The organism is Streptomyces sp. NPDC001450 (assembly GCF_053597295.1).
The window spans coordinates 57,439-84,127 of record NZ_JBSFHY010000025.1; the positions used below are offsets into that span (position 1 = coordinate 57,439).

At 71.6% G+C, this 26,689-nt stretch carries 22 protein-coding genes; 15 read left to right on the forward strand and 7 right to left on the reverse strand.

Annotated features, from left to right (window positions below; genetic code table 11):
- Positions 1-213: 213 nt before the first annotated feature.
- Genes ACWC5O_RS26135 through ACWC5O_RS26150 form a run of 4 tightly spaced genes read left to right on the forward strand, consistent with a single transcriptional unit; the run spans position 214 to position 7,291 of the window.
- The gene (locus ACWC5O_RS26135) at positions 214-2,385 is read left to right on the forward strand and encodes a WD40/YVTN/BNR-like repeat-containing protein (protein ID WP_450589483.1); all 2,172 of its coding nucleotides are present in this window, start codon (positions 214-216) and stop codon (positions 2,383-2,385) included.
- Positions 2,382-4,352 carry a beta-galactosidase gene (locus tag ACWC5O_RS26140; protein WP_450589485.1) on the forward strand — a complete coding sequence of 657 codons (1,971 nt, stop codon included), beginning with the start codon at positions 2,382-2,384 and terminating at the stop codon, positions 4,350-4,352. Before ACWC5O_RS26135 ends, ACWC5O_RS26140 begins: the two co-directional genes overlap by 4 nt.
- On the forward strand, positions 4,349-6,541 hold the full coding sequence (locus ACWC5O_RS26145) for a glycosyl hydrolase family 95 catalytic domain-containing protein (RefSeq protein ID WP_450589487.1): 2,193 nt from the start codon (positions 4,349-4,351) through the stop codon (positions 6,539-6,541). Before ACWC5O_RS26140 ends, ACWC5O_RS26145 begins: the two co-directional genes overlap by 4 nt.
- Before the next feature lie 36 nt (positions 6,542-6,577).
- Positions 6,578-7,291, forward strand: a complete 714-nt coding sequence (locus ACWC5O_RS26150; RefSeq protein WP_450589489.1) for a glycoside hydrolase family 12 protein — start codon at positions 6,578-6,580, stop codon at positions 7,289-7,291.
- Between the two features lie 49 nt (positions 7,292-7,340).
- Here the strand turns inward: ACWC5O_RS26150 and ACWC5O_RS26155 are convergent, their stop codons facing one another.
- On the reverse strand, positions 7,341-9,383 hold the full coding sequence (locus ACWC5O_RS26155) for a glycoside hydrolase family 31 protein (RefSeq protein WP_450589490.1): 2,043 nt from the start codon (positions 9,381-9,383) through the stop codon (positions 7,341-7,343).
- 84 nt (positions 9,384-9,467) lie between these two features.
- Entirely contained in the window at positions 9,468-10,481 is a 1,014-nt protein-coding gene (locus ACWC5O_RS26160; protein ID WP_450589492.1) for a LacI family DNA-binding transcriptional regulator, read from the reverse strand.
- A gap of 92 nt (positions 10,482-10,573) precedes the next feature.
- Between ACWC5O_RS26160 and ACWC5O_RS26165 the strand changes: the two genes are divergently transcribed.
- Positions 10,574-10,810 (forward strand): hypothetical protein, encoded by a 237-nt coding sequence (locus ACWC5O_RS26165; RefSeq protein WP_450589494.1) that lies wholly within the window; start codon positions 10,574-10,576, stop codon positions 10,808-10,810.
- Between the two features lie 132 nt (positions 10,811-10,942).
- Positions 10,943-12,880 carry an acyl-CoA dehydrogenase family protein gene (locus ACWC5O_RS26170; RefSeq protein WP_450589496.1) on the forward strand — a complete coding sequence of 646 codons (1,938 nt, stop codon included), beginning with the start codon at positions 10,943-10,945 and terminating at the stop codon, positions 12,878-12,880.
- 224 nt (positions 12,881-13,104) lie between these two features.
- Here the strand turns inward: ACWC5O_RS26170 and ACWC5O_RS26175 are convergent, their stop codons facing one another.
- The gene (locus tag ACWC5O_RS26175) at positions 13,105-13,563 is read right to left on the reverse strand and encodes a lamin tail domain-containing protein (RefSeq protein WP_450589497.1); all 459 of its coding nucleotides are present in this window, start codon (positions 13,561-13,563) and stop codon (positions 13,105-13,107) included.
- Between the two features lie 198 nt (positions 13,564-13,761).
- Between ACWC5O_RS26175 and dxr the strand changes: the two genes are divergently transcribed.
- From dxr to ispG, 3 genes are all read left to right on the forward strand, one after another.
- Positions 13,762-15,027, forward strand: a complete 1,266-nt coding sequence (dxr, locus tag ACWC5O_RS26180; protein ID WP_450589498.1) for a 1-deoxy-D-xylulose-5-phosphate reductoisomerase — start codon at positions 13,762-13,764, stop codon at positions 15,025-15,027.
- Positions 15,024-16,328 (forward strand): M50 family metallopeptidase, encoded by a 1,305-nt coding sequence (locus ACWC5O_RS26185; RefSeq protein ID WP_450589499.1) that lies wholly within the window; start codon positions 15,024-15,026, stop codon positions 16,326-16,328. The genes dxr and ACWC5O_RS26185 overlap by 4 nt, the downstream gene beginning before the upstream one ends.
- Positions 16,329-16,588: 260 nt before the next feature.
- Positions 16,589-17,746, forward strand: coding sequence for a flavodoxin-dependent (E)-4-hydroxy-3-methylbut-2-enyl-diphosphate synthase (ispG, locus tag ACWC5O_RS26190; protein WP_450589500.1), 1,158 nt, complete (start codon positions 16,589-16,591; stop codon positions 17,744-17,746).
- 56 nt (positions 17,747-17,802) lie between these two features.
- Here ispG and ACWC5O_RS26195 read toward each other — a convergent pair whose 3' ends face one another.
- Positions 17,803-18,540: a hypothetical protein gene (locus ACWC5O_RS26195; protein WP_450589501.1), complete on the reverse strand. Its 738-nt coding sequence runs from the start codon at positions 18,538-18,540 to the stop codon at positions 17,803-17,805.
- Between the two features lie 100 nt (positions 18,541-18,640).
- Between ACWC5O_RS26195 and ACWC5O_RS26200 the strand changes: the two genes are divergently transcribed.
- The 4 genes from ACWC5O_RS26200 (at position 18,641) to ACWC5O_RS26215 (ending at position 22,936) form a co-directional block, all read left to right on the forward strand.
- Entirely contained in the window at positions 18,641-19,489 is an 849-nt protein-coding gene (locus ACWC5O_RS26200; protein WP_450589502.1) for a GNAT family N-acetyltransferase, read from the forward strand.
- A gap of 128 nt (positions 19,490-19,617) precedes the next feature.
- Positions 19,618-20,148, forward strand: a complete 531-nt coding sequence (locus ACWC5O_RS26205) for a GNAT family N-acetyltransferase (RefSeq protein ID WP_386576402.1) — start codon at positions 19,618-19,620, stop codon at positions 20,146-20,148.
- Positions 20,149-20,222: 74 nt separating this feature from the next.
- Complete coding sequence (locus ACWC5O_RS26210) at positions 20,223-21,929, forward strand: proline--tRNA ligase (protein WP_450589503.1); 1,707 nt, start codon at positions 20,223-20,225, stop codon at positions 21,927-21,929.
- Between the two features lie 215 nt (positions 21,930-22,144).
- The gene (locus tag ACWC5O_RS26215; RefSeq protein WP_450589504.1) at positions 22,145-22,936 is read left to right on the forward strand and encodes an FAD:protein FMN transferase; all 792 of its coding nucleotides are present in this window, start codon (positions 22,145-22,147) and stop codon (positions 22,934-22,936) included.
- Here ACWC5O_RS26215 and ACWC5O_RS26220 read toward each other — a convergent pair.
- Genes ACWC5O_RS26220 through ACWC5O_RS26230 form a run of 3 tightly spaced genes read right to left on the reverse strand, consistent with a single transcriptional unit; the run spans position 22,933 to position 24,910 of the window.
- Positions 22,933-23,841 (reverse strand): aminoglycoside phosphotransferase family protein, encoded by a 909-nt coding sequence (locus ACWC5O_RS26220; protein WP_450589505.1) that lies wholly within the window; start codon positions 23,839-23,841, stop codon positions 22,933-22,935. The two genes, ACWC5O_RS26215 and ACWC5O_RS26220, sit on opposite strands and share 4 nt — an antisense overlap.
- 50 nt (positions 23,842-23,891) lie before the next feature.
- Positions 23,892-24,377 (reverse strand): ferritin-like domain-containing protein, encoded by a 486-nt coding sequence (locus ACWC5O_RS26225; RefSeq protein WP_450589506.1) that lies wholly within the window; start codon positions 24,375-24,377, stop codon positions 23,892-23,894.
- Complete coding sequence (locus tag ACWC5O_RS26230) at positions 24,374-24,910, reverse strand: hypothetical protein (protein ID WP_450589507.1); 537 nt, start codon at positions 24,908-24,910, stop codon at positions 24,374-24,376. Before ACWC5O_RS26230 ends, ACWC5O_RS26225 begins: the two co-directional genes overlap by 4 nt.
- A 220-nt stretch (positions 24,911-25,130) precedes the next feature.
- On the opposite strand from ACWC5O_RS26230, the gene rimP reads away from it, so the two are divergent.
- Both rimP and nusA read left to right on the forward strand, forming a co-directional pair.
- Entirely contained in the window at positions 25,131-25,640 is a 510-nt protein-coding gene (rimP, locus tag ACWC5O_RS26235) for a ribosome maturation factor RimP (RefSeq protein WP_450589508.1), read from the forward strand.
- 2 nt (positions 25,641-25,642) lie between these two features.
- The gene (nusA, locus tag ACWC5O_RS26240; RefSeq protein ID WP_450589509.1) at positions 25,643-26,641 is read left to right on the forward strand and encodes a transcription termination factor NusA; all 999 of its coding nucleotides are present in this window, start codon (positions 25,643-25,645) and stop codon (positions 26,639-26,641) included.
- Positions 26,642-26,689 lie beyond the last annotated feature (48 nt).

The following is a 26,689-nucleotide window of genomic DNA, read 5'->3' on the forward strand; positions in this document are numbered from 1 at the left end:
CGTGGGACTGCGGGGTCGTCTGCCGGCTGCGGGTGCGTCGTGGCTGGTCGCGCAGTTCCCCGCGCCCCTGGGGAGTTGCTGCGCACGTCCGCTGCATGCGCTCCGTAGCACGGGTGGGCGCAGCGGCACCCCGCACGCGCCGGTGAGCGGACCCACCCCCCGACCGGCAGCAGTACCGGTCCACCAAACCAACCCACGCCCACCGAGGTACCCATGCCCACCCCGAGCCGCAGAACCGTCCTCGCCGCAACGGCAGCCGCAGCAGCCCTCACCGCACTGCCTGCCCACGCCGCCGAAGCCAAGCAGCCCGCGTACCGCTGGCGTACGGCAGCGATCGGCGGAACTGGATTCGTCACCGGCATCATCTTCCACCCCACCACCCCCGGCCTCGCCTACGCCCGCACGGACATCGGCGGGGCGTACCGATGGGACGAACGCACCGCCCGCTGGACCCCCCTCACCGACCACCTCGGCTGGGACGACTGGAACCTGCTCGGCGTGGAGGCCCTGGCCGTGGACCCCGTCCACCCGGACCGCCTCTACCTCGCCCTCGGCACCTACACCCAGTCCTGGGCCGGCAACGGCGCGATCCTGCGCTCCGAGGACCGGGGCAGCACCTGGCAGCGCACCGACCTCACGGTGCAGCTCGGCGCCAACGAGGACGGCCGGGGCGCGGGCGAGCGGCTGCTGGTCGACCCGTGCGGCAGCGACACCCTCTGGCTCGGCACCCGTCACGACGGGCTTCTCAAGTCGACCGACAGGGGCGCCACTTGGGCCCCGGCCGACGGCTTTCCGCCTGCTCCCAGCGCCTCCGGTCAAGGCGTCACCCTCCTCGTCGCCGCCGGACGCGCCCTCTACGCCGGCTGGGGCGACGCCGACGGCAGCTCGGCGAACCTCTTCCGCACCACCGACGGCGCCACGTGGGAGCCCGTCCCTGGACAGCCCACCGGCACCGCCGTCAAGATCCCGGTCCGCGCCGCCTACGACCGGCACACCCGCGAGCTGTACGTCACCTACGCCAACGCCCCAGGACCCAACGGCCAGTCCGACGGCAGCGTGCACAAGCTGGCCACCACGACGGGCACCTGGACCGACGTCACCCCGGTCGCCCCGGGCGGCACCGACACCTTCGGTTACGGCGGTGTCGCCGTCGACGCCCGCCGGGCCGGCACCGTCGTCGTCTCCACCAACAACCGCTGGTCGGCCGTGGACACCCTGTACCGCACCACCGACGGCGGCCGCAGCTGGACCTCGCTGAAGGACACGGCCGTCCTCGACGTGTCCGAGACCCCCTTCCTCAAGTGGGGCGGTGACCAGCCCAAGTTCGGCTGGTGGATCCAGGCCGTCGCCATCGACCCGTACGACTCGCGGCACGTCCTCTACGGCACCGGCGCCACCCTCTACGGCACCCGCGACCTGACCCACTGGGCACCGCAGACCAGGGGCCTGGAGGAGACCTCCGTGCGCCTGCTGATCTCGCCCCCGGCCGGGGAGGCCCACCTGATCAGCGGGAGCGGGGACGTCGGCGTGATGTACCACGAGCGGCTCACCTCGTCCCCGTCGCGCGGCATGGCCACGAACCCCGTGTTCGGCACGGCCACGGGACTCGCGCAGGCCGCGGCGAGACCGTCGTACGTCGTCCGGACCGGCTGGGGCGACCACGGGAACGGTGCCTTCTCGGCGGACGGCGGGCGCACCTGGGCGCCCTTCACGGCCCAGCCGGGCCTCGCCAAGGACGCGCCGGGGCCGATCGCGACCAACGCGGACGCAAGCGTGCTGCTGTGGTCCTTCGTGCACTGGGACGGCACCAGGTACCCGGCCCACCGCTCGGCGGACAACGGGGCCACCTGGTCCGAGGTCCCCTCCTTCCCGAAGGGCGCCACACCGGTCGCCGACCCGGCCGACCCGGCGGTCTTCTACGCGTACGACACCGACGCCGGAAACGTGTACGCCAGCACGGACGGTGGCCTCACGTTCGGCAAGCGGGCCGGTGGACTGCCTGCCGGGGACAGCCAGTTCAAGCTGGTCGCCGCGCCCGCACGCTCGGGCGACCTGTGGCTGAGCGCCAAGTGGAACGGGCTGTACCGGTCCACCGACGGCGGGGCGAGTTTCTCGAAGGTCGCCGGCTGCTGGGCGTCGTACACCCTCGGCTTCGGCAGGGCGGCCGACGGGGCCGGCTACCCGGCGATCTACCAGGTCGGGTCCACCGGCACCAGCACCGCCGTCTACCGCTCCGACGACGAGGCCAGGAGCTGGGTGCGGATCAACGACGACGCCCATCAGTGGGGGTACATCGGCGACGCCATCACCGGTGATCCGCGCGTGTACGGCCGTGTCTACCTCGCCACCAACGGGCGGGGCATCCAGTACGGGGAGCCCGCGTGACGCCGGCCCTCGCCGACGCCACCCGTGGCCGCATCCTCTTCGGCGGCGACTACAACCCGGAGCAGTGGCCCGAGGAGACCTGGCACGAGGACGTCCGGCTGATGCGGGACGCCGGCGTCAACTCCGTGACCCTCGGCGTCTTCTCCTGGTCGAAGCTCGAACCCGAGCCCGGGCGGCGCGAGTTCGGCTGGCTGGACCGGCTGATGGACCTGATGCACGACAACGGCATCGGCGTCGTCCTCGCCACCCCGACCTGCTCCCCGCCGCCGTGGCTCGGCCGGCTGCACCCGGACACCCTGCCCCGGGACACCGACGGACGGATCGAGTGGTGGGGCGGGCGCCAGCACTTCTCGCACTCCAGCGCCACCTACCGCCGCTACGCCGCCGCCATCACCGAGGACCTGGCAGCCCGCTACGCCGCTCACCCGGCCCTCACGATGTGGCACATCAACAACGAGTACTGCACCTTCGACTACGGCGACGAGGCGGCCGCCGCCTTCCGCCGCTGGCTGCGGGAGAGGTACGGCACCCTCGACGCCCTCAACTCCGCCTGGGGCACCGCCTTCTGGAGTCAGGGGTACGACACCTGGGACGGCATCCTGCCTCCGCGTCACGCGCACTACCTGCACAACCCCGGCCAGCTGCTGGACTTTTGCCGCTTCACCTCCGACATGCTGCTGGAGTGCTGCATCGCCGAGCGGGACATCGTCCGCCGGTACACCCCGCACCTCCCGGTGACCAGCAACTTCATGCCGCTGTGGTTCGGGCAGGACGCCTGGCGCTGGGCGGAGGAGGAGGACGTCGTCTCCGTCGACCTCTATCCCGATCCGCGCGACCCGCTCGGCGCCCAGCGCGGGGCCCTGGTGCACGACCTCACCCGCTCGCAGGCGCGCGGCCCCTGGATGCTCATGGAGCAGGCGGCCGGACCCGTCAACTGGCGCGGCGTGAACCACCCCAAGCCGCGCGGTCTCAACCGGCTCTGGTCCTTCCAGGCCGTCGCCCGGGGCGCCGACGCCGTCTGCTACTTCCAGTGGCGCCAGTCCCGGCAGGGCGCCGAGAAGTTCCACTCCGGGATGGTCAGCCACGCGGGGGAACAGGGCCGTACGTATCAGGAGGTCAGACAGCTCGGCACCGAACTCGCCCGGATCGGACCCCAGGTGGCCGGGCGGCACAGCGGCGCCGAGATCGCGGTCCTGCACGACTGGCACTCCTGGTGGGCCGGTGCCCACGAGGGCCGGCTGTCCACCGAGGCCGACCTGCCGGACGTGCTGCACGCCTGGCACCGGGCCCTGTGGGAGTCCCACCTCGGCACCGACTTCGCCCACCCGGAGCACGACCTGTCCCGTTACAAGTGCGTGCTCGTACCGCAGCTCTACCTCCTCACCGACACCGCGATCGCCAACCTCCTCGCCTACGTCCGCGCCGGCGGCACCCTGGTATCCGGCTTCCTCACCGGCATCGCCGACGAGGACGACCGGGTCAGGCCGGGCGGGATGGACGCCCGGCTGCGCGAGCTGTTCGGCATCCGCACGCTGCACGAGTGGTGGCCGCTGGAGCCGGGGGAGACCGTGGAGTGCGACGGCTTCCGCGGCACCCTGTGGTCGGAGGAGATCGAACCGGAGCCCGGCGCCGCCGAGACGGTGCCGTACAAGGGCGGCGAGCTGGACGGACTGCCCGCCGTGCTGCGCAGGGGCCGCGCCTGGTACGTCTCCACGCTCCCCGAACCGGACGCGCTGCGCGCGCTGCTCGCCCGGATCGCCGCCGAGGCGGGCGTGCGCCCGGTGCTCGATGGGCTCCCGGCGGGCGTCGAGGCGGTGCGCCGGGGCGAGCTGCTGTTCCTGCTCAACCACGGGCGTGAGCCGGTCGCCGTCGAGGTCCCGGGCACCCACCACGAGCTGCTCGGCGACACGACCGTCACCGGCGAGGTCACCCTCGGCCGCTACGGCGTGGCGGTGCTGCGGTCATGAGCCACGTCCCCGTCCAGGGCACCTGGGAGCCGGCCCCGGCGGCCCGCTGGGAGGACGCCTTCCTGAGCGGCAACGGCCACCACGGCGCCCTTGTGTTCGGTGATCCGAACAATGACCGGGTCATCGTCACCCAGCACACCCTGGTACGCCCCAACGGCGGCGAGCACGCCCGGCCGCCCCGCCTCGCCGCCGAACTCCCCGCCCTCCAGGACCGGTTGCTCGCCGGAGACCTCACCGCCGCCGAGAGCTTCACCGACGGCCGCCCGCTCCAGTGGGTGCAGCCGTTCCACCCTGCCTTCCAGATACGGCTGAGCAGGCCCGCCGGCAGCGTGCGCGGCTACCGCCGGGCCGTCGACTACACCACCGGCGAGGCCACGGCCGCCTGCGCCGACTGGAGCAGCCGCGTCTTCGTCTCCCGCGCCGACGACGTGATCGTGCAGGAGATCGCGGCGGGCGATCTGGTCGTCTCGCTGGACCACCGGCTCCCGGGTGCCCCGGCCGGCCTGGGCGTCGGCCACGGGGCGCTCCGCACCCCCGAGGGCGCCCTGCTGAGCCTGCGCGCCCGCTACCCGGGCAGCGACCGCGCCTACACCGGCGTGACCCTGGTCGCGGTCTTCGGCGGCACCGCCGCACTGGTCCCGCCGGGCGTCCGCGTCACCGGCGCCCGCTCGGTACTGCTGCTGACCCGGGTGCGCCGCCACACCGGCGACCTCGACGTGGTCGCCGAGGGCCGGGAGCTGCGCGCTCTCCTCGGGAGCCGCGAGGGGCCGTACGACGATCTCCTCGGCCGCCACCTGGCCCGCCACCGCACCGCCTGTCAGCGGGTCACCCTCGACCTGTGCGCCGACCCGGCCGACCGCGCCCTGCCCGGCTCGGAGCTGCTCGAGCGCCCGCACAGCACCGCCCTGCTGGAGCGGCTCTTCGCCGCCGGCCGCTACCACCTGCTCTCCAGCAGCGGCCTGTGCCCGCCGCGCCTGACCGGCCTGTGGACCGGCGACTGGAACACGGCCTGGTCCGGGGCGTTCACCAACGACGCCAACCTCAACCTCCAGACCGCCTCAGCGGCGGCCGCTGCTCTTCCCGAAGTGACGGAAGCACTGGCGTCATTGATCCACCGTCAGCTGCCCGACTGGCAGGACAACGCCCGCTCGGTCTTCGGCGCCAGGGGTGTCGTCGCACCCGCGCACACCGACGGCGAGTCCGGCCTGTCGTACCACTTCAGCCGCGCATACCCGTTGCACCTGTGGACGGCCGGCGCCGACTGGCTGCTCAAACCGCTGGTCGACCACGACGAGACCCGCGGCGCACAGGATCCGCGCACGGCCGCCGTCCTCGCCGAGATCGCCGCCTTCTACGAGGACTTCCTCACCCGCACCGACGCCGACGGCCACCTCGTCGTCGTCCCGTCCTACTCGCCCGAGAACCGGCCCGCGAACGCCGGCCGGGGCGCGCTCAACGCGGCCATGGACCTCTCCGCCGCCCGGCACGCCCTGCTGACCGCCGCCGCCTATCACCCCGAACAGGCACGGAAATGGCGGGAGTTGGCCGACCGGCTGCCCCCACACCGGATCAACGCGGACGGTGCCCTCGCCGAATGGGCCTGGCCCGGCCTGGACGACACCTACGACCACCGCCACCTCAGCCATCTCTACGGCGTCTGGCCCCTGGACGAGATCACCCCCTACGACACCCCGGACCTGGCCGCGGCCGCCCACCGTGCCCTCGAACTGCGCGGCGCGGAGAACCACTCGGCCCACGGCCATCTCCACCACGCCCTGATCGCGGCCCGGCTCCGGGACGCCGACCGGGTCGCGCACGCCCTGCGCCAGGTCCTGGAGGGCGACTTCTTCCACGCCTCCCTGATGAGCGCCCACTACCCGAACCGGGACGTCTACAACGCGGACGCCGCGCACACCCTCCCCGCCGTGCTGATCGAGATGCTCGTCCAGTCCACCCCGGACCGGCTCGTCCTGCTGCCGGCCGTCCCGGACGCCTGCCCGCGGGGCGAACTGCGGGGCGTACGCACCCGGTTCGGTGCGGAGATCGACCTCAGCTGGACCCCCGACAGCGCCCGGGCCGTCGTGCGGCCCGGCCGCACCCACCGCGTCGAACTGCGGACTTCCTCCGGCGCGCAGCCGCTCGACCTCGTCGCCGGAGAAGACCGCGTCCTCACCCTGGGGGCGCGGTGACCGAGGAAACTCCCCCCACCCATGGAAGGGACACCCATGGCAACAAGCACGCTGAGCAGGGTCGCCAAGGCCCTGATCGCCCCCGCCCTGGCGCTCGGCGCCACCGTCGGCCTCGCCTCGGCGCCCGCCTCCGCCGCCGTCTGGAACTCCTGCGACCAGTGGGGCAACACCACGCTGAACGGCTACACCCTCTACAACAACATCTGGGGCTCCGGCGCGGGCAGCCAGTGCGTCTGGGCCAACTCCGGCACCAACTGGGGAGTCTGGGCCGACCACCCGGGCACGGGCGGCATCAAGTCCTACCCGAACGCCAAGAAGGTGATCAACAAGTCGATCACCTCCCTCTCCTCGCTCACCAGCAGCTACAACGTGACCGTGCCGTCGTCCGGCGCGTACAACACGTCGTACGACATCTGGGACACCGGCTACAAGTACGAGGTCATGCTCTGGGTCAACAAGACCGGAGCCGTCGGTCCGCTCGGCACCTCGCAGGGCTCCCTGACCCTCGGCGGCTCCACGTGGACCGTCTACAAGGGCAACAACGGCTCCAACGACGTCTTCTCCTTCGTCCGCGGCTCCAACTCCAGCTCCGGCACGGTGAACATCCTGCCGATCCTGAAGTGGATCAAGGACACCAAGGGCTGGTTCGGCGACGTGACCATCGGTGACCTGCAGTTCGGCTACGAGATCACCTCGTCGTCCGGCGGGCTGAACTTCACGACGAACAGCTACGGCGTCAGCAGCGGCTGAGCGGCGAGAAGGGGGCCGGTCCCGGGCGGGGCCGGCCCACCTCGTGCGCTCAGCCGGCGACCGGCAGCTCCGCCCCGTCCCGCACGAACAGCGGGATGCGGTCCAGCGGGGCGTCCACCGTCACGGCGGTACCGCCCTCGTACGTCTCACCCGTCCAGGCGTCCGTCCAGCGCGCGTCCGCCGGAAGGTACGCCGTGCGGGCCGTGGCTCCCGCCGTCAGCACCGGGGCGACCAGCAGGTCGCGGCCGAGGAGGTAGGCGTCGTCGACGGACCAGGCCGCCTGGTCGTCGGGGAACTCCAGGAACAGCGGGCGCATCACCGGCAGGCCCTCCTCGTGGGCCTCCCGCATCACCTGGAGGACATACGGCTTCAGACGCTCGCGCAGCCGCAGGTACTTCTCCAGGATCCCGCCGGCCTCCTCGCCGTACGACCACACCTCGTTCGGGCCGCCGGTCATGTCCGGGCCCAGCGGCATGCCCGGGTCGCGGAAGCCGTGCAGGCGCATCAGCGGGGACAGCGCGCCGAACTGGAACCAGCGGATCATGACCTCGCGGTACGCCGGGTCGTCCGGGTCGCCGCCGTGGAAGCCGCCGATGTCGGTGTTCCACCAGGGGATGCCGGAGAGCGCCGTGTTGAGACCGGCCGCGATCTGCCGGCGCAGGGTCGCGAAGTCGGTGCCGATGTCACCGGACCACAGGGCGGCGCCGTAGCGCTGACTGCCCGCCCACGCCGAGCGGTTCAGCGTGACCACGTCCGTCTCGCCGGCCGCCAGCAGGCCCTCGTGGAAGGTGCGGGCGTTCTCGCGCGGGTAGAGGTTGCCGACCTCCAGACCCGGGCCCGCCCAGTAGCGCAGGTTCTCCGGGAAGCCCGGCTTCAGCTCCGGCTCGCAGGCGTCCAGCCAGAAGGCCGTGATGCCGTACGGGGCGAGGTAGTTGTCGCGGACGCGGGACCACACGAACTCCCGCGCCTCGGGGTTCGTGGCGTCGTAGAAGGCCACCTGGACGGGGGAGGCGACTTCCTTGTCCGGCCAGTCGGCGTGCGCCGTGGGGCCGTACTGGGTGCCGATGAACCAGCCGCGCTGCTCCATCAGCGGGTGGTTCTCGGACAGCGGCGACACCGACGGCCACACGGACACGACCAGCTTGACGCCCAGCTCCTCCAGCTCGCGGACCATCGCGGCCGGGTCGGGCCACTCCTTCGGGTCGAACTTCCACTCGCCGAGGTGGGTCCAGTGGAAGAAGTCGCAGACGATCGCGGAGAGGGGCAGCCCCCGGCGCCTGTACTCCCGTGCCACCTCGAGGAGTTCGTCCTGGGTGCGGTAGCGCAGCTTGCACTGCCAGAAGCCCGCCGCCCACTCCGGCAGCATCGGCGAGCGCCCGGTCACCGCGCTGTAGGCGCGCTGGCCGTCGGCCGGGGTGCCCGCGGTGATCCAGTAGTCGAGCTGCCGGGCCGAGTCGGCCACCCAGCGGGTGCCGTTGGCCGCCAGCTCCACCCGGCCGATCGCCGGGTTGTTCCACAGCAGGGTGTAGCCGCGACTGGAGACCAGCACCGGGACGCTCACCTCGGCGTTGCGCTGCACCAGGTCCAGCACCAGGCCCTTCTGGTCCAGCCGGCCGTGCTGGTGCTGGCCCAGGCCGTACAGCTTCTCGCCCTCGTGGGCGGCGAAGCGCTGCTCCAGACGGTGGTGGCCGTTGCCGACGGCCGTGTACAGGCGCGAGCCGGGCCACCAGAAGTGGGCGCGCTCCTCGGCGAGCAGTTCCGCGTGGTCGTCGGTGCGCAGGAAGCGGACCAGGCCCTCGGCGGTCACCTCGACGGTGAGGGCGCCGACCGTCAACAGCCCTTGCCCCTCGGTGACCTCGACGGTGCTCTCGGCGGCCGGCGGGGCGTCCAGGAGCGCGCCCGGCAGCCCGTCCAGGACCGGGCCGCCGAGGCGGGCGCGCACCCGGACCGCGTCCGGACCCCACGGCTCGATCCGCACCGTCTCCTGACGGCCACTCCACTCCAGCGCCCCGTCCCGCTCACGGAAGGTGCCGACGGTGGGGGAGGACTGCGCGAGGCTGACCTCGGGCTGAATTCCGGCAGGCTGATTCACGGCATGCTCCTGAAGAGAGGAGTGCAGACAGGGACAGCAGGCAGAGGTGTGCCCCGGACGTGCGAGGCACCGGGAGGAGGTACGTCAGGACGCGGCGGGCGCCGGTCCCGAACTCGCCCGTACCGTCAGCTCGGGCGCGATCAGCACGACCTCGTCGCTGCCCCGCCCGTCCAGCTTGGCCACCAGGTGCTCCACGGCGTGCCGGCCCATCTCCTGCGCGGGGACGGCGACCGAGGTCAGCCGCACCGAGGCCTGCACCGCGACCTGGTCCGGGCAGATCGCGACCACGGACACGTCCTCGGGCACGGCCCGCCCCTGCTGGCGAAGCAGCGCGAGCAGCGGCTCCACCGCGGACTCGTTCTGCACGACGAACCCGGTGGTGCCCGGGCGCTCGTCGAGGATCCGGGCCAGGGTCAGGGCCATCGCGTCGTACCCGCCCTCGCACGGGCGGTGCAGGACCCGCACACCCGTCGCGCGGGCGTGGGAGCGCAGCCCGTCCAGGGTGCGCTCGGCGAAGCCGGTGTGCCGCTCGTAGACGGCCGGGGCCTCGCCGATGACAGCGATGTCACGGTGCCCGAGCCCCGCCAGATGCTCCACGCACAGCGCGCCCGTCGCACTCCAGTCCAGATCCACGCAGGTCAGACCGGTGGTGTCGGCGGGCAACCCGATCAGTACCGAGGGCTGGTCGGTCTCCCGCAGCAGCGGCAGCCGCTCGTCCTCCAACTCGACGTCCATAAGGATCATCGCGTCGGCGAGACCGCTGCCGGTGACCCGGCGCACCGCGTCGGGGCCCTCCTCGCCGGTGAGCAGCAGGACGTCGTACCCGTGCGTGCGGGCCGTGGTGGCCACCGCGATGGCGATCTCCATCATCACCGGCACGTACATGTCGGTGCGCAGTGGGATCATCAGCGCGATGATGTTCGACCGGCTGCTCGCCAGGGCGCGCGCGCCCGCGTTCGGGTGGTAGCCGAGCTCGCGGATACTCTGCTCGACCCGCTGCCGGGTGGTGGCGGAGATGGACCGCTTGCCGCTGAGGACATAGCTCACCGTGCTCGCCGAGACTCCGGCGTGCTGGGCGACCTCGGCGAGGGTGACCATCCAGCTCTCCAAGCTTTGTGAAGCGCTTCGACACTGCGCATTGCTGACAAGGGCGAGTGAGGGTGTATTGACAGTAGCTTCAGCGGGGGTGGGTGTCCATAGGCTGTCGAAGCGCTTCGACAGCAATTCCCGCAGCCAAGGGGCACTCCTTCGTCCGCCGCACCGACACCACGAGTGCCACGCCGAACCTGGACGACTTCACCCAGGCACCCGTTCGGCGCAAGCCGCCGAGAAACGACAAGTACGCCTGCGGGATCGAGGCCGGCACCGAGGTCTTCAAGGGCTCCGGGCGGCTGGACACGGAGTCGTACTCGGTCGACATCGGCTGAACCCGTCCGCCGTCGTGGACCGAACGACGCGTGAGGACTGGTGGGGGCGGCCGGATTCGGGTACGAACGATCCAGTAGCACTGGTCGGTAAGGATCGGTCCTCAACATCCCTATTGCGGCGAGGTGAGCCTCATGTCCGCCCCCACCACCCAACGCACCACCGTCACTGAGCGCGAGGCCCGGCAGGTGGCGGAGGCCGCCCGGGAACAGGACTGGCGCAAGCCCAGCTTCGCCAAGGAACTGTTCCTCGGGCGCTTCCGGCTCGACCTCATCCATCCCCATCCGCTCCCGGAGCCCGAGAGCGTGCGCCGCGGCGAGGAGTTCCTCGCCAAGCTGCGCGTCTTCTGCGAGACGACGATCGACTCGGCCCGCATCGAGCGCGAGGCACGCATTCCCGACGAGGTCGTCGCCGGTCTGAAGGAACTCGGCGCGCTCGGCATGAAGATCGACCCCAAGTACGGCGGTCTCGGCCTCACCCAGCTGTACTACAACAAGGCCCTCGCCCTGGCCGGATCCGCGAGCCCCGCGGTCGGCGCCCTGCTCTCCGCCCACCAGTCGATCGGCGTACCCCAGCCGCTGAAGCTCTTCGGCACCCAGGAGCAGAAGGACGCCTTCCTGCCCCGCTGCGCCCGCACCGACATCTCCGCCTTCCTGCTCACCGAGCCGGACGTCGGCTCCGACCCGGCCCGCCTCGCGACGACGGCCGTCCCGGACGGGGACGACTACGTCCTCGACGGGGTGAAGCTGTGGACCACCAACGGGGTGGTCGCCGACCTGCTCGTCGTCATGGCACGCGTGCCGAAGTCCGAGGGGCACAAGGGCGGCATCACCGCCTTCGTGGTGGAGGCGGCCGCCGAGGGCATCACCGTCGAGAACCGCAACGCCTTCATGGGCCTGCGCGGTATCGAGAACGGCGTCACCCGCTTCCACCAGGTCCGGGTCCCGGCCGCCAGCCGCATCGGCCCCGAGGGCGCGGGCCTGAAGATCGCGCTCACCACCCTCAACACCGGCCGGCTGTCGCTGCCCGCGATGTGCGCCGGCGCCGGCAAGTGGTGCCTGAAGATCGCCCGGGAGTGGGCCGCCGAGCGGGAGCAGTGGGGCAAGCCCGTCGCGCTGCACGAGGCCGTCGGCTCCAAGATCAGCTTCATCGCGGCCACGACCTTCGCTCTGGAGGCCGTCCTCGACCTGTCCTCGCAGATGGCCGACGAGGACCGTAACGACATCCGCATCGAGGCCGCCCTCGCCAAGCTCTACGGCTCCGAGATGGCCTGGCTGATGGCCGACGAACTGGTCCAGATCCGCGGCGGGCGCGGCTACGAGACGGCCGAGTCCCTCAAGGAACGCGGCGAGCGGTCCGTCCCGGCCGAGCAGATCCTGCGCGACCTGCGCATCAACCGGATCTTCGAGGGCTCGACGGAGATCATGCACCTGCTCATCGCCCGCGAGGCCGTGGACGCCCACCTCTCGGTCGCCGGCGACCTCATCGACCCCGACAAGTCCCTGTCGGACAAGGCGAGGGCGGGCGCCAACGCGGGCGTCTTCTACGCCAAGTGGCTCCCGAAGCTGGTCGCCGGACCGGGCCAACTGCCCTCCTCGTACCACGAGTTCAAGCGTGAGACCGACCTCTCCGGCCATCTGCGCTACGTCGAGCGGCACGCCCGCAAGCTGGCCCGCTCCACCTTCTACGCCATGTCCCGCTGGCAGGGCCGGATGGAGACCAAGCAGGGCTTCCTCGGCCGGATCGTGGACATCGGCGCGGAGCTGTTCGCGATGAGCGCGGCCTGCGTGCGCGCCGAGCGGCTGCGCAGCGAGGGCGAGCACGGCCGTGAGGCCTACCAGCTCGCCGACGCCTTCTGCCGCCAGTCCCGCCTCCGTGTCGAGGAACTCTTCAACCGGCTGTGGGCCAACACCGACGACCTCGACCGCAAGGTGGTCAAAGGTGTGCTCGGCGGGGCCTACGAGTGGCTGGAGGAAGGGATCGTCGACCCCTCGGGCGAGGGCCCGTGGATCGCCGACGCGACCCCCGGACCGTCCACCCGTGAGAACGCACGCCGTCCGTACGGCGGGTAGGGGGTGTCTTCTGGGTCAGGTCGGTGGGCAGCGACGGTGAGTTGGTGGCCGACCCGAGCGGGGTCTGGTGCGTGCAGCTGCGAGGCGGAGGAGGGCGTCGACGCGATGGGGGTCCCCCCGCGCGAGCGCAGCCGAGCGTGGGGGAGTCGGCAACCGACGACAACGCGGCAGATGCGCGTGCCAGACCCCGCGTCGCCGACGCGACCCAGAAGACACCCCCTGACTCAGCAGTACGTGTCGCTCGGATCCCGCGTCGTCCAGGAGCAGGAGTCGACCTTGGTGCCGCTCGCCCTGGTCAGCGTGGCCGTGTCCTTGTCGTTGTTCCAGACGTAGGCGCGGCGGCCCTGGTACTTGTTCGACGCGGTGTCCGAGCCGCTGCCGGTGTGGATCTTCATGTACTTCCCGGCGCCGATCCTGACGTCCGGGAAGACGTACTTGTGGTTCGAGGCGTCCTTCAGGATCCAGCCCTTGAGCGAGACCGCCGAGCCGCCGCTGTTCTTGATCTGCACCCACTCGCCGTTGAGGCTCGTGTTGGATCGGTTGTCCGGGCCCGGGCTGTCGAACCAGACGTGGTGGATGTGCACGCCGCCGGCCGCCTGGGCCGGGGTGCTGAGAAGGGTTCCGGTGAGCAGGGCCGCGCCCGCGAGGGCGGGCAGGGCAGCGCGTGTGCGCACAGTACGCATGGAGAGATCCCCCCAGGATGTCGTCCGCGAAGTCGTACTCGGACCGGTCGACCACCGGCCCGACTGAAGTGTTATCACACGATCTTCACTCCGACTTCACATACGGAAAACCACCCCATCCGGCAACGAAAGCTGTTAACGCACCCGCCCGAGGGATGCCCTGTCCGGCCGCCCTCGACCAGCGGCCACAATGGGGGGATGACCGACAGTCCCGCCAGTCCCGCACCACTCGCCGACCCGCACCTCGTGTACGACCCCCTCGCGGGAGACGGCCCGAAGGACGTGGTGATCCTCGGCTCCACCGGGTCCATCGGAACCCAGGCCGTCGACCTCGTGCTGCGCAACCCCGACCGCTTCCGGGTCACCGCCCTCTCCGCGAACGGCGCCCGCACGGCCCTGCTCGCCGAGCAGGCGCACCGCCTGCGAGTGCGGACCGTGGCGGTCGCCCGCGAGGACGCCGTACCGGCCCTGCGTGAGGCGCTGACCGAGCGGTACGGCGCCGGGGAGCCGCTCCCCGAGATCCTCGCCGGACCGGACGCGGCCACCCAGGTCGCCGCCGCGGAGTGCCACACGGTGCTCAACGGCATCACCGGGTCCATCGGCCTCGCGCCCACCCTGGCCGCCCTGGAGGCGGGCCGCACCCTCGCGCTCGCCAACAAGGAGTCGCTGATCGTCGGCGGCCCGCTGGTCAAGGCGCTCGCCAAGCCCGGGCAGATCATCCCGGTCGACTCCGAGCACGCCGCGCTCTTCCAGGCGCTCGCCTCCGGCACCCGCGCCGACGTGCGCAAGCTGGTCGTCACCGCCTCCGGCGGCCCGTTCCGCGGCCGCAGCAAGGCCGAGCTGGCGAACGTCACCGTCGAGGACGCCCTCGCGCACCCCACCTGGGCCATGGGCCCGGTGATCACGATCAACTCCGCGACCCTCGTCAACAAGGGCCTGGAAGTGATCGAGGCGCACCTGCTCTACGACATTCCCTTCGACCGCATTGAGGTCGTCGTGCATCCCCAGTCGTATGTTCACTCGATGGTCGAGTTCACCGACGGATCCACGATCGCCCAGGCGACGCCCCCCGACATGCGCGGGCCGATCGCCATCGGTCTGGGCTGGCCCGAACGCGTTCCCGACGCGGCGCCCGCCTTCGACTGGAGCAAGGCCTCCACCTGGGAGTTCTTCCCGCTGGACAACGAGGCCTTCCCCTCGGTGAACCTCGCCCGGCACGTGGGGCAGCTCGCGGGCACCGCCCCGGCGGTGTTCAATGCGGCCAACGAGGAGTGCGTCGAGGCCTTCCGCACCGGCGCACTGCCCTTCAACGGCATCATGGAGACCGTCACCCGGGTGGTCGAGGAGCACGGCACCCCGGTCACGGGAACCTCACTCACCGTGTCGGACGTCCTCGAAGCGGAGACCTGGGCACGGGCCCGGGCGCGCGAACTGACAGACCGGACCGCGGAGGCGCGTGCATGACGACCCTGATGTTCATCCTCGGCATAGTGGTCTTCGTGGTCGGCCTGCTCGTCTCGATCGCCTGGCACGAGCTGGGGCACCTGTCCACGGCCAAGCTCTTCGGCATCCGCGTCCCGCAGTACATGGTCGGCTTCGGCCCGACCATCTGGTCGCGCACGAAGGGCGACACCGAGTACGGCATCAAGGCCATCCCGCTCGGCGGCTACATCCGCATGATCGGCATGTTCCCGCCGGACGAGGCCGGCCGGGTCTCCGCCCGTTCCACCTCCCCGTGGCGCGGCATGATCGAGGACGCCCGCTCGGCGGCCTTCGAGGAGCTCAAGCCGGGTGACGAGACGCGCATGTTCTACACGCGCAAGCCGTGGAAGCGCGTCATCGTCATGTTCGCGGGCCCGTTCATGAACCTGATCCTCGCGATCGGCCTGTTCCTGACCGTGCTGATGGGCTTCGGCATCCAGCAGGAGACCACCACGGTCGCCTCCGTCTCGCCCTGCGTCATCGCCCAGAGCGAGCACCGGGACAGCTGCAAGAAGTCCGACCCCGCCTCCCCGGCCCAGGCCGCCGGCATGAAGAACGGCGACAAGATCGTCTCCTTCGACGGCAAGCCGACCGAGGACTGGAACACGCTGTCCGACCTCATCCGCGACAGCGCCGGCAAGGACGTCGCGATCGTCGTCGACCGCAAGGGCCAGGACCTGACCCTGCACGCGAAGATCGCCACCAACCAGGTCGCCAAGAAGGACTCCAGCGGCACCTACGTCCAGGGTCAGTACGTGAAGGCCGGCTTCCTCGGCTTCAGCGCGGCCCACGGTGTCGTCAAGCAGGACTTCGGACAGTCCGTGACCTGGATGACCGACCGGGTCGGCGACGCCGTCGACTCCCTCGTCGCCCTGCCCGGCAAGATCCCCGCCCTGTGGGACGCGGCCTTCGGCAACGGCCCGCGCGAGCCGGACTCCCCGATGGGCATCGTCGGCGCGGCCCGGGTCACGGGCGAGATCGCCACACTGGACATCCCGGCCTCGCAGCAGCTGGCCATGGCCGTGTTCGTGGTCGCCGGGTTCAACCTCTCCCTGTTCCTGTTCAACATGCTCCCGCTGCTCCCGCTCGACGGCGGGCACATCGCGGGCGCCCTGTGGGAGTCCCTCAGGCGGAACGTGGCCCGGGTGCTGCGCCGGCCGGACCCCGGTCCGTTCGACGTGGCCAAGCTGATGCCGGTGGCTTATGTGGTGGCTGGGATCTTCGTTTGCTTCACGATCCTGGTCCTGGTGGCGGACGTCGTTAACCCGGTCAAGATCAGCTAGAGGGGTTTTCGAACGGAATCCTTCGGTGCGACCTTCCGGAGCGGTTCGGTGACCGCGGGCCGGACGTTCGACCCGGTGAAAATCTCGTAGTCACCCGACGCTCGAGGCGGCCCGGAACCCTTTCGTTCCGGGCCGCCATCCATCGAGTGGGTTTGCCGGGTGGGATGTGCTCGCCCCGGGGCCGGTGCCGTAATCTCGAAGCCTGGAGCCCGCTGTTCACGGGACCGGACCTTGATCCACGACTTGGGGTTGCACAGCAGATGACTGCGATTTCTCTCGGCATGCCGTCCGTTCCGACCAAGCTCGCCGAGCGCCGGAAGAGCCGGCAGATCCAGGTCGGATCCGTGGCGGTCGGCGGAGACGCGCCCGTCTCGGTCCAGTCGATGACCACGACCCGTACGTCCGACATCGGCGCCACCCTCCAGCAGATCGCCGAGCTGACCGCGTCCGGCTGCCAGATCGTCCGCGTCGCCTGCCCCACCCAGGACGACGCCGACGCCCTCGCGACCATCGCCCGCAAGTCGCAGATCCCGGTCATCGCCGACATCCACTTCCAGCCGAAGTACGTCTTCGCGGCCATCGAGGCCGGCTGCGCCGCCGTCCGCGTCAACCCCGGCAACATCAAGCAGTTCGACGACAAGGTCAAGGAGATCGCCAAGGCCGCCAAGGAGCACGGCACCCCGATCCGCATCGGCGTCAACGCCGGCTCCCTGGACCGCCGCCTGCTCCAGAAGTACGGCAAGGCGACCCCCGAGGCCCTGGTCGAGAGCGCCCTGTGGGAGGCCTCCCTCTTCGAGGAGCACGACTTCCGCGACATCAAGATCTCGGTCAAGCACAACGACCCGGTCGTGATGATCGAGGCCTACCGCCAGCTCGCCGAGCAGTGCGACTACCCGCTCCACCTGGGCGTCACCGAGGCCGGCCCCGCCTTCCAGGGCACGATCAAGTCCGCGGTCGCCTTCGGCGCGCTGCTCAGCCAGGGCATCGGCGACACCATCCGCGTGTCCCTCTCCGCGCCCCCCGCCGAGGAGGTCAAGGTCGGCATCCAGATCCTGGAGTCGCTGAACCTGCGCCAGCGCGGCCTGGAGATCGTCTCCTGCCCGTCCTGCGGCCGCGCCCAGGTCGACGTCTACAAGCTCGCCGAAGAGGTCACCGCCGGCCTGACCGGCATGGAGGTCCCGCTGCGCGTCGCCGTCATGGGCTGCGTCGTCAACGGCCCCGGCGAGGCCCGCGAGGCCGACCTCGGCGTCGCCTCCGGCAACGGCAAGGGCCAGATCTTCGTCAAGGGCGAGGTCATCAAGACCGTACCCGAGTCCAAGATCGTGGAGACCCTCATCGAGGAGGCCATGAAGCTCGCGGAGCGGATGGAGGCGGAGGGCATCGCTTCCGGCGAGCCGTCGGTGTCGGTGGCGGGCTGACGCGGCACCGCTTCGGGGGCGGCCGCGTCCTGCGACGCCGGCCGCCCCTCGGCTTCTCAGCAGTGGCGCATCCAGACGTTCGGTTCCTGATACACGCCCTCGTCCGCGTCCCGGTCGACGTGCAGCAGGCTCAGCCCGTCCGGGATCACATACGCACCGGACTCCGGCAGGGCGAGACCCGTCCAGCCCTCCCACTCGGCCACCGTGCCGGTCATCGTCTGCGACTGCGGTGCCGCCGCCAGGATCTCGGCACCGAGACGCTCGTGCGTCCGTATCCACGGGTCGAGGGCGGCACCGTCGCGCCCCCGCCACCGTAGGAACGTCTCGATCGGCGTGAGCGGATACCGCGCCTTCGTCGTCGGCCGCACCGGTGCGATCACCCGGCCCAGCCCCGTCTTCCCGGCCGTCTCCCGCAGCGCGGTCAGGGTCCGGCCCGCCAGCCCGCGCCCCTTCAGCGAGGGGGTGACGACCGCCCCGCAGATCACCAGCGTGTCCGGCTCGACACCCCGCTCCCGCCCCTCCACGGCCCGCACCAGCGCGTCCGTGTATCCCGAGGGAAGCCCCTCGAGCCGCCCGTCCCACCGCACCGGTACACCCCACCCTGCGGCGACCGGTACCCCGTCCTCGTCCACCAGCATCAGATCCAGGGCCGCGAAGTACTCCCGAACCCGGCCTATGTACTCCTTCACCAGCCGATCGGCCGTGATGAACTGCGGAAACCCCTCACTGAACAGCTCCGCGAGCTGCTCCTTCGGGCGACCGCGGGCGTCGGCTCGTTCGGCTGTCAAGATCATGCGCCGATCGTGGCACAGGGCCCGGCTCGACGGGGCAGCGCGGCACAAATTCGGCAGGTACAGTGCGGAGATCAGCAGACCCCAGTGTGAGGCCCCGCCCGTGTTGACCCAGACCACATCCCGGGTCCTCGAACCGAGTGACCTGGACGCCGCGCTCGCCGTCCTCGACCGTGAGCCGGTCGCGAACGCCTTCGTGACGTCCCGGGTGCAGATCGCCGGGCTCGACCCCTGGCGCCTCGGCGGCGAGATGTGGGGCTGGTACGAGGACGGCATGCTGACGTCCCTGTGCTACGCGGGCGCCAACCTGGTCCCGATCTGCGCCTCCCCGCGCGCCGTCCGCGCCTTCGCCGACCGCGCTCGCAGGGCCGGCCGCCGCTGCTCCTCCGTCGTCGGGCCCGCCGAACCCACCGCCCAGCTGTGGCGCCTGCTCGAACCGCACTGGGGCCCGGCCCGCGAGGTCCGCGCCCACCAGCCCCTGATGGTCACCGACCGCATGCCCGCCGACATCACCCCGGATCCCTACGTCCGCCGCATCCGCAAGGACGAGATGGAGACGATCATGCCGGCGTGCGTGGCGATGTTCACCGAGGAGGTCGGCGTCTCGCCGCTGGCCGGCGACGGCGGCCTGCTCTACCAGGCCCGGGTCGCCGAACTGGTCGGCTCCGGCCGCTCCTTCGCCCGCCTCGACGAACAGGGCAAGGTCGTCTTCAAGGCGGAGATCGGTGCGGCGACGTCCCAGGCCTGCCAGATCCAGGGCGTGTGGGTGGCACCGGAGTACCGCGGCAGGGGCCTCGCGGCACCCGGCATGGCAGCGGTCCTGCGCTACGCGCTGGCCGACGTGGCGCCGGTCGCCAGCCTCTACGTCAACGACTTCAACACGGCGGCGAGGCGGACCTACCGGCGCGTGGGGTTCCAGGAGGTCGGCGCTTTCATGAGCATTCTCTTCTGAGACATCCAGGGGGCGGTCGGCCCAGGGGCGCGGGGCCGAATCGATGTGCGGCTCCGCCGCGTGGGCGCGAGCGACCACAGATCACCCGCACCCCGCACACAACGCGAACCCCCCTGTACGCTCCCCGCATGGACCTCGTGATCGGCCCCCTGGACCTCTCAGCCCATGTCGACGAGGCCCTCGCCGTCCAAGCCGTCGCCTTCGGACTCGGCCCGGACGAGGTCGCCGTACGCCGCCAGATCGTCCAGCGCCACATGCAGTACCCGGGTGCCAGGGCCCTCGGCGCGACCGTCGGCGGACTGCTCGTCGGTTTCGTCTACGGCATGCCCAACTCCCGCACCCACTGGTGGTCCACGGTCGTGGAGCCCTACCTCCGCGCCCAGCACAACGACCTCTGGCTGGACGACTCCTTCGTCATCACCGAGCTGCACGTCCACCCCGACCACCAGAACCGCGGCATCGGCCGCCGTCTGATCACCACCATCACCGACGGCGCCGCCGAACCCCGCTCGATCCTCTCCGCGATCGACACCGACAGCCCGGCCCGCGGCCTCTACCACTCCCTCGGCTACGTCGACCTCGCCCGGCAGGTCCACTTCCCGAGCGCCCCCCGGCCGTACGCCGTGATGGGCGCTCCGCTGCCCCTGCGTCGGCGTTAACCGATTTCCACCGGAACAGCCAGCCCGGCTAACCTCCTATGCCATCACCCTTACCCGGCAGGAGTACGAGAACCATGGCGAACGCACCGGTCCAGCGCATGTCCCAGTTGATGGCGAAGACGCTGCGCGACGACCCGGCGGACGCCGAGGTCCTCAGCCACAAGCTCCTCGTCCGTGCCGGCTACGTCCGTCGCACCGCCGCCGGTATCTGGAGCTGGCTGCCCCTCGGCAAGAAGGTCTTCTCCAACGTGGAGCGGATCGTCCGCGAGGAGATGGACGCCATCGGCGCCCAGGAGGTGCTGCTGCCCGCCCTCCTGCCGCGGGAGCCGTACGAGGCGACCGGCCGCTGGGACGAGTACGGCCAGGAGCTGTTCCGGCTCAAGGACCGCAAGGGCGGCGACTACCTCCTCGGCCCCACCCACGAGGAGATCTTCACTCTCCTGGTCAAGGACCAGTGCACGTCCTACAAGGACCTGCCGGTGATCCTCTACCAGATCCAGACCAAGTTCCGTGACGAGGCCCGCCCCCGCGCCGGCATCCTGCGCGGCCGCGAGTTCCAGATGAAGGACTCCTACTCCTTCGACCTGGACGACGAGGGCCTCGCCCGGTCCTACGCCCTGCACCGCGAGGCCTACCAGCGCGTCTTCGAGCGCCTCGGCCTCGACTACCGCATCTGCGCCGCCACCGCCGGCGCCATGGGCGGCTCCAAGTCCGAGGAGTTCCTCGCACCGGCCGAGGCCGGCGAGGACACCTTCGCCGACTGCCCGAACTGCGACTTCGCCGCCAACACCGAGGCGATCACCTACGAGCTCAAGCCGGTGGACGGCTCGGCCGTGCCCGCGCTCGAGGAGATCCCCACCCCGGACACCCCGACCATCGAGACCCTGGCCGCCTCCCTCGGCGTCCCGGCCTCCGCCACGCTGAAGAACCTCCTGGTCAAGGTGGACGGCGAGATCGTCGCCGTCGGCGTGCCCGGCGACCGCGAGGTCGACCTGGGCAAGGTCGAGGCGCACTTCGCCCCGGCGGTCGTCGAGATGGTCACCGAGGCGGACTTCTCGGGCCGCCCGGACCTGGTCCGCGGCTACGTCGGCCCGCAGGGCCTGGGCGAGAAGGTCACGTACATCGCCGACCCGCGCGTGGCCCCCGGCACCGCCTGGATCACCGGCGCCAACAAGGAGCACACGCACGCCAAGAACGTCGTCGCCGGCCGTGACTTCGAGGTCGACGAGTACGTGGACGTCGTCGTGGTCCAGGAGGGCGACCCCTGCCCGAAGTGCGGCACCGGCCTGAAGCTGGACCGCGCCATCGAGATCGGCCACATCTTCCAGCTGGGCCGCAAGTACGCCGACGCCCTCAAGCTCGACGTCCTCGGCCAGAACGGCAAGCCGGTCCGCGTCACCATGGGCTCCTACGGCATCGGTGTCTCCCGCGCCGTCGCCGCGCTCGCCGAGCAGACCGCCGACGAGCAGGGCCTGTGCTGGCCCAAGGAGGTCGCCCCGGCCGACGTGCACGTCGTCGCCGCCGGCAAGGCCCTGCAGACCGAGCTGGCGCTCGATGTCGCCGAGAAGCTGGCCGCCGCGGGCGTCCGCGTCCTGGTGGACGACCGGGCCGGGGTCTCCCCGGGCGTGAAGTTCACCGACGCCGAGCTGATCGGCGTACCGCAGATCCTGGTGGCCGGCCGACGCTCCGGCGAGGGCGTGCTGGAGCTGAAGGACCGCAAGACGGGTGAGCGCGAGGAGCTGTCCGTCGAGGACGCGATCGCCCGCCTGACGGCGCAGTGAGGCGTGCAGCCGTAGAGGAAACCCTCAGAGAGTTCTCCCGGGGCCTGTAGGCGCCTCACAGGGTTCTCTCAGGCCGTTCCCCGACCGTGGGACGTGACACGGCGTCACGATCACCGCGGGAGGGGGACGGCCGTGGACACCAGGCAGCGGTCCGCAGAGGAGCCAGGCGGACCGGGACCGTCGCGGCCGCGGTCACGCTGTCGGCGGCCGCCGGTATGTTCGCCCTGATCGGCACCCTGCACTCGGCCACCGACACGGCGGCGAGCACCGGCACCAGCACGGCGGCTTTGCCGACTCCCCTCGGGGGCGTCGTGACAACCGCCGCCGCCGACTGGCGTGCCCCCGGCACGATGGTCCGCCTGGTCGTCGTCACCGACCCGGCCCTGCTCGACTCCGAGCTGACCGCCCTCGACACCGCCGCCGGCCGCCCGACCCGGGTCAGCCCGCTGCTCGCCGTGGCCCTGCGCGCCGCCGAGGCCACGGACGGCGCCGTGGACCCCACGGGCGGCTCGGCACTGGACGCGATCGGCTACGACCGCGACTTCACCCTGGTCCGCGAGGACGACCGCCCGGTGGCGCTGCGCATGTGCCGGGTCCCGGGCCGGCGACGGGTGTGCCTGGCCCGCGCGACCGGCACCGTCACCGTCCCGGAGGGCGTCCGCCTCGACCCGGGCGCCACGGCCGAGGCGTGGGCCGCCGACCGGTCTCTGCCTCAACGGCCCGCCCCGCATCGCCGCCGCCCTGCGCACCCTGGCCACCCCGGGCCCCAGGGCACCACCCGCGACGACATCACCCGCTGGGCGGGCCTGGTACAGGGCCGCGGCGCCTGCCACCACCCCGACGGAACGGTCCGCCTGGTCCGCAGCGCCCTGACCACCTTCACGGCCGAACCAGAAGCCCACGCACAGGGCTTGTGCACCGCGACCGACCGACGTCCCTGCTCCCCGTACCGCAGGAGACCCCCTGGGCGACACAACGACCCGAACCGCCCCCTAGGCCTGGCCTAGAGCCACCCCGCGAACTCCAACAACAGTTCCGCATCCTTCGGCCGCCCCACCCGCAACGCCCGAACCCCCGACTCCACAGCCCGGAACAACGTCCACCCCCGCAGCCGCTCCAGATCCACGTCCAACGACTCGGCAAGGCGCTTGATCCGCCGCCGAGTGGTCGCCGCCCCCGAAGGCGCCGCGATCAGATCCTCCACCCGATCCCGCACCAGCCGAGCCAGATCGAACGCACACTCACCGACGACCGGATCCGGCCCCACCGCAAGCCACGGCATCCGCTCCCCGGCAAGCACCTTGCTCTGCCGAAACGTGCCGTGCAGCAGCCGATGCTCAGGCGCAGACGTCAACAACTCCTCGCGCGCACCCACAGCGGCGTCGACCAACTCCGCCACTTCGGCGAACGCGGACGCCGTCGCCCGCATCGCCTCCGCCTGCCGCCCCGTCCGCTCGGCCACCGTCTCGAACGCGTGGTCGCCCGGCGGCTCCACCCACAGCCGCCGCAGCGTCCCCGCCGCCTCCAGCAGCGCCTTCGCCTCCGGCAGCGACCGCACCGACACGTCCGGGTGCAGCCGCTCCAGCAGCAGCACCCCCTCGGCGGCGTCCTCGGCGTCCGTCTCCAGGAGCTGTACGGCGCCCAGGCCGGCCCAGTGCGCCAGCGCCGCCCGCTCGCTCTCGGGACGGGCCCGGGGCGGGGCCAGCTTCAGTACCGCCTGGCTGTCGTCCGCCCGCCGGACCAGCACCACCAGGCTGCTGCGCCCGCCGGGCACCTGGACCCGCTCCACGGTCAACTCGCGCCGGGCGACCGCCCGCTCGGCCGTTCCGGGCAGCCGCGCCAGCCAGTCGTCCCCGGCCGGTGCCGTCTCACCGAGCGCCCGCACCAGCCGCTGGGGCGGTTCGAAAGCCATGCGCGAGTTGTTCCCTTCCTCCTGGGCCTGCCGTACGGGCGGCTACACGATCACGTCGTCGGGGACACCGAGGTACGGGGTCCGGCCGCACCTGCGTCGTCACCGGCCCGCTCGGCGAGCCCAGGGAAGGCTACGCTCTCCCCGCTCCAGCGCACCGCCCGCACCGCTGCCTCGCGCAGCGCCGCGGCCGCCGAGGCCCGCCGCGCGCCGGTCGCCGCCCGCACCAGGTCCGAATACACCCCGGCCACCCGCTCCTCCAACTCGGCGGCCAGCCGCACCGCGGCGGCCGCGTCCGGCACTTGGAACGGCAGCGAGTACGCGGCGCTCGCGGCGACCGGCGCGCCGCCCAGGTCGCGCACCTCGCGCACCAGCGCGTCCCGGCGGGCCCGGTGCGCGTCGTACGCCGCCCGCGCGTCGGCCCGCCGCCGCTTGTCGATCCGCCCGCCGACGACGCCGTACCCGTACACCGCCGCGTGCTCCGCGGCCAGTGCCGCCTGCAGGGCGGTCAGTTCGGTCTTCCGGGTCTCGTCGCTCATCCGGCCCCCTCGGTCAGCAGGTAAGCGTGGGCGGCCCCGGCCGCCGCCACCGAGGCCATCAGCCGGGCCAGTTCGCCCGGCACGTCCAGCAGGGCCTTGGTCCGCCGGTCGGCGAGGCCGCGTTCGGCGGCGGCCAGATCGGCGAGGGCGGCCTTCTCGGTGGCCGGAACGGCCTGTGGCGTCGCCGTGGAAGCCGCCGGGGAGGGGGACTTGGCGGTTGCGGGGGAGGGGGACTTGGTGGCCGCTGTGCCGCCGAACGCCTCCGCGTGCGCCGCCACTTCCGCGCGCAGCGGGCGCAGCCGCTCGGCCAGCGTCGGATGGGCGGCGAGCACGGCGTCGTAGCGCTCCAGCAGCCCCACGCTGTCCTTGGCCGCACGCGCGCGTGCCCGTGCGGTCACCGAGGGGGTGTCGCCACTGCCCCCGGAGTCCGGATCGGCCGAACAGCCCACGAGCAGGACGGCCCCGGCGGCCGAGGCGAACAGAGATCTTCTGCGCGGCCCCGAGGGGGTGCGCGGCGGCGGGGGGTACGGCACTGCAGACGTCCTCGGGGAACTCGTACGAAAGGAACAACTTCGAAAGGAAGACAGCCAAAGGGCGGCACGCCCGTGATCACGGTACCCGCGCACCCCGCGCACACCACTCACCGGCACCGCGCGTACACAGGTGGACGGCAACACTCCCCTCGACCGGATACCCTTTGACCAGACACGCGACCCATCCCACAACAGCACACGCGGCCGAGGAGTCACCCGGATGAGCACCACCCAGAGCGAGAGGCTGCGAGAGCTTCTGGAACCGCTCGTCACCTCCCAGGGGCTGGATCTCGAGGAGATCGCCGTGGACTCCGTCGGACGCAAGCGGGTGCTGCGCGTGGTCGTCGACTCCGACGACGGAGCGGATCTGGACGCCATCGCCGATGTGAGCCGCGCGCTCTCGGCGAAGCTCGACGAGACCAACGCGATGGGCGACGCCGCGTACGACCTGGAGGTCGGAACCCCCGGCGCGGAGCGCCCGCTCACCGAGTACCGGCACTTCGTGCGCGCCACCGACCGGCTCGTGAAGTTCCAGCTGACCGAGGACGGCGAGCTGGTCGCCCGGATCCTGAAGGCCGACGAGGACGGTCTCGACGTCGAGGTGCCCGGGGTGAAGGGCCGCAAGGCGACCACCCGTCGGCTCGGCTTCCCGGAGATCGCCAAGGCGCGCGTTCAGGTCGAGTTCAACCGCAAGGACAAGAAGGACATGAAGGAAGAGGAGGAGGCGTAGCCGTGGACATCGACATGAGCGCCCTGCGGGGCTTGGTTCGGGAGAAGGAGATCTCCTTCGACCTGCTGGTCGAGGCGATCGAGTCGGCCCTCCTCATCGCCTACCACCGCACCGAGGGAAGCCGCCGGCACGCGCGCGTGGAGCTCAACCGGGAGACCGGGCATGTGACCGTGTGGGCGAAGGAGGATCCCGAGGACCTGGAGGAGGGGCAGGAGCCGCGCGAGTTCGACGACACCCCCTCGGGCTTCGGGCGGATCGCCGCCACCACCGCCAAGCAGGTGATCCTGCAGCGGCTGCGTGACGCCGAGGACGACGCCACGCTCGGCGAGTACGCGGGGCGCGAGGGCGACATCGTCACCGGAGTGGTCCAGCAGGGCCGCGACCCGAAGAACGTGCTCGTGGACATCGGCAAGCTGGAGGCCATCCTGCCGGTGCAGGAGCAGGTGCCCGGCGAGTCGTACCCGCACGGCATGCGGCTGCGCTCGTACGTCGTCCGGGTGGCCAAGGGCGTGCGCGGCCCGTCCGTGACCCTCTCCCGTACGCACCCCAATCTGGTGAAGAAGCTCTTCGCCCTCGAGGTGCCGGAGATCGCCGACGGGTCGGTCGAGATCGCGGCCATCGCCCGTGAGGCCGGTCACCGCACCAAGATCGCCGTACGGTCCACCCGTTCGGGCCTGAACGCCAAGGGTGCCTGCATCGGCCCCATGGGTGGCCGGGTGCGCAACGTGATGGGAGAGCTGAACGGCGAGAAGATCGACATCGTCGACTGGTCGGACGACCCGGCCGAGATGGTGGCGAACGCGCTGTCACCCGCTCGGGTGAGCAAGGTGGAGGTCGTCGACATGGCCTCCCGCTCCGCCCGGGTGACCGTGCCGGACTACCAGCTGTCGCTGGCGATCGGCAAGGAAGGACAGAACGCCCGGCTCGCGGCCCGGCTCACCGGCTGGCGGATCGACATCCGTCCGGACACGGAGCAGGCCGGGGAGCGTGCCGGGGAATAGATCTCGGCCGTGCGTCGCTGAGATCACGTCAGCCTGTAGCAAGCAACT

Coding starts and splice junctions, on each gene's coding strand:
- ACWC5O_RS26135 (WP_450589483.1), top strand. CDS start 214: ATGCCCACCCCGAGCCGCAGAACCGTCCTCGCCGCAACGGCAGCCGCA.
- ACWC5O_RS26145 (WP_450589487.1), top strand. CDS start 4,349: ATGAGCCACGTCCCCGTCCAGGGCACCTGGGAGCCGGCCCCGGCGGCC.
- ACWC5O_RS26150 (WP_450589489.1), top strand. CDS start 6,578: ATGGCAACAAGCACGCTGAGCAGGGTCGCCAAGGCCCTGATCGCCCCC.
- ACWC5O_RS26160 (WP_450589492.1), bottom strand. CDS start 10,481: ATGGTCACCCTCGCCGAGGTCGCCCAGCACGCCGGAGTCTCGGCGAGC.
- ACWC5O_RS26170 (WP_450589496.1), top strand. CDS start 10,943: ATGTCCGCCCCCACCACCCAACGCACCACCGTCACTGAGCGCGAGGCC.
- ACWC5O_RS26175 (WP_450589497.1), bottom strand. CDS start 13,563: ATGCGTACTGTGCGCACACGCGCTGCCCTGCCCGCCCTCGCGGGCGCG.
- dxr (WP_450589498.1), top strand. CDS start 13,762: ATGACCGACAGTCCCGCCAGTCCCGCACCACTCGCCGACCCGCACCTC.
- ACWC5O_RS26185 (WP_450589499.1), top strand. CDS start 15,024: ATGACGACCCTGATGTTCATCCTCGGCATAGTGGTCTTCGTGGTCGGC.
- ispG (WP_450589500.1), top strand. CDS start 16,589: ATGACTGCGATTTCTCTCGGCATGCCGTCCGTTCCGACCAAGCTCGCC.
- ACWC5O_RS26195 (WP_450589501.1), bottom strand. CDS start 18,540: ATGATCTTGACAGCCGAACGAGCCGACGCCCGCGGTCGCCCGAAGGAG.
- ACWC5O_RS26205 (WP_386576402.1), top strand. CDS start 19,618: ATGGACCTCGTGATCGGCCCCCTGGACCTCTCAGCCCATGTCGACGAG.
- ACWC5O_RS26210 (WP_450589503.1), top strand. CDS start 20,223: ATGGCGAACGCACCGGTCCAGCGCATGTCCCAGTTGATGGCGAAGACG.
- ACWC5O_RS26215 (WP_450589504.1), top strand. CDS start 22,145: ATGTTCGCCCTGATCGGCACCCTGCACTCGGCCACCGACACGGCGGCG.
- ACWC5O_RS26220 (WP_450589505.1), bottom strand. CDS start 23,841: ATGGCTTTCGAACCGCCCCAGCGGCTGGTGCGGGCGCTCGGTGAGACG.
- ACWC5O_RS26225 (WP_450589506.1), bottom strand. CDS start 24,377: ATGAGCGACGAGACCCGGAAGACCGAACTGACCGCCCTGCAGGCGGCA.
- rimP (WP_450589508.1), top strand. CDS start 25,131: ATGAGCACCACCCAGAGCGAGAGGCTGCGAGAGCTTCTGGAACCGCTC.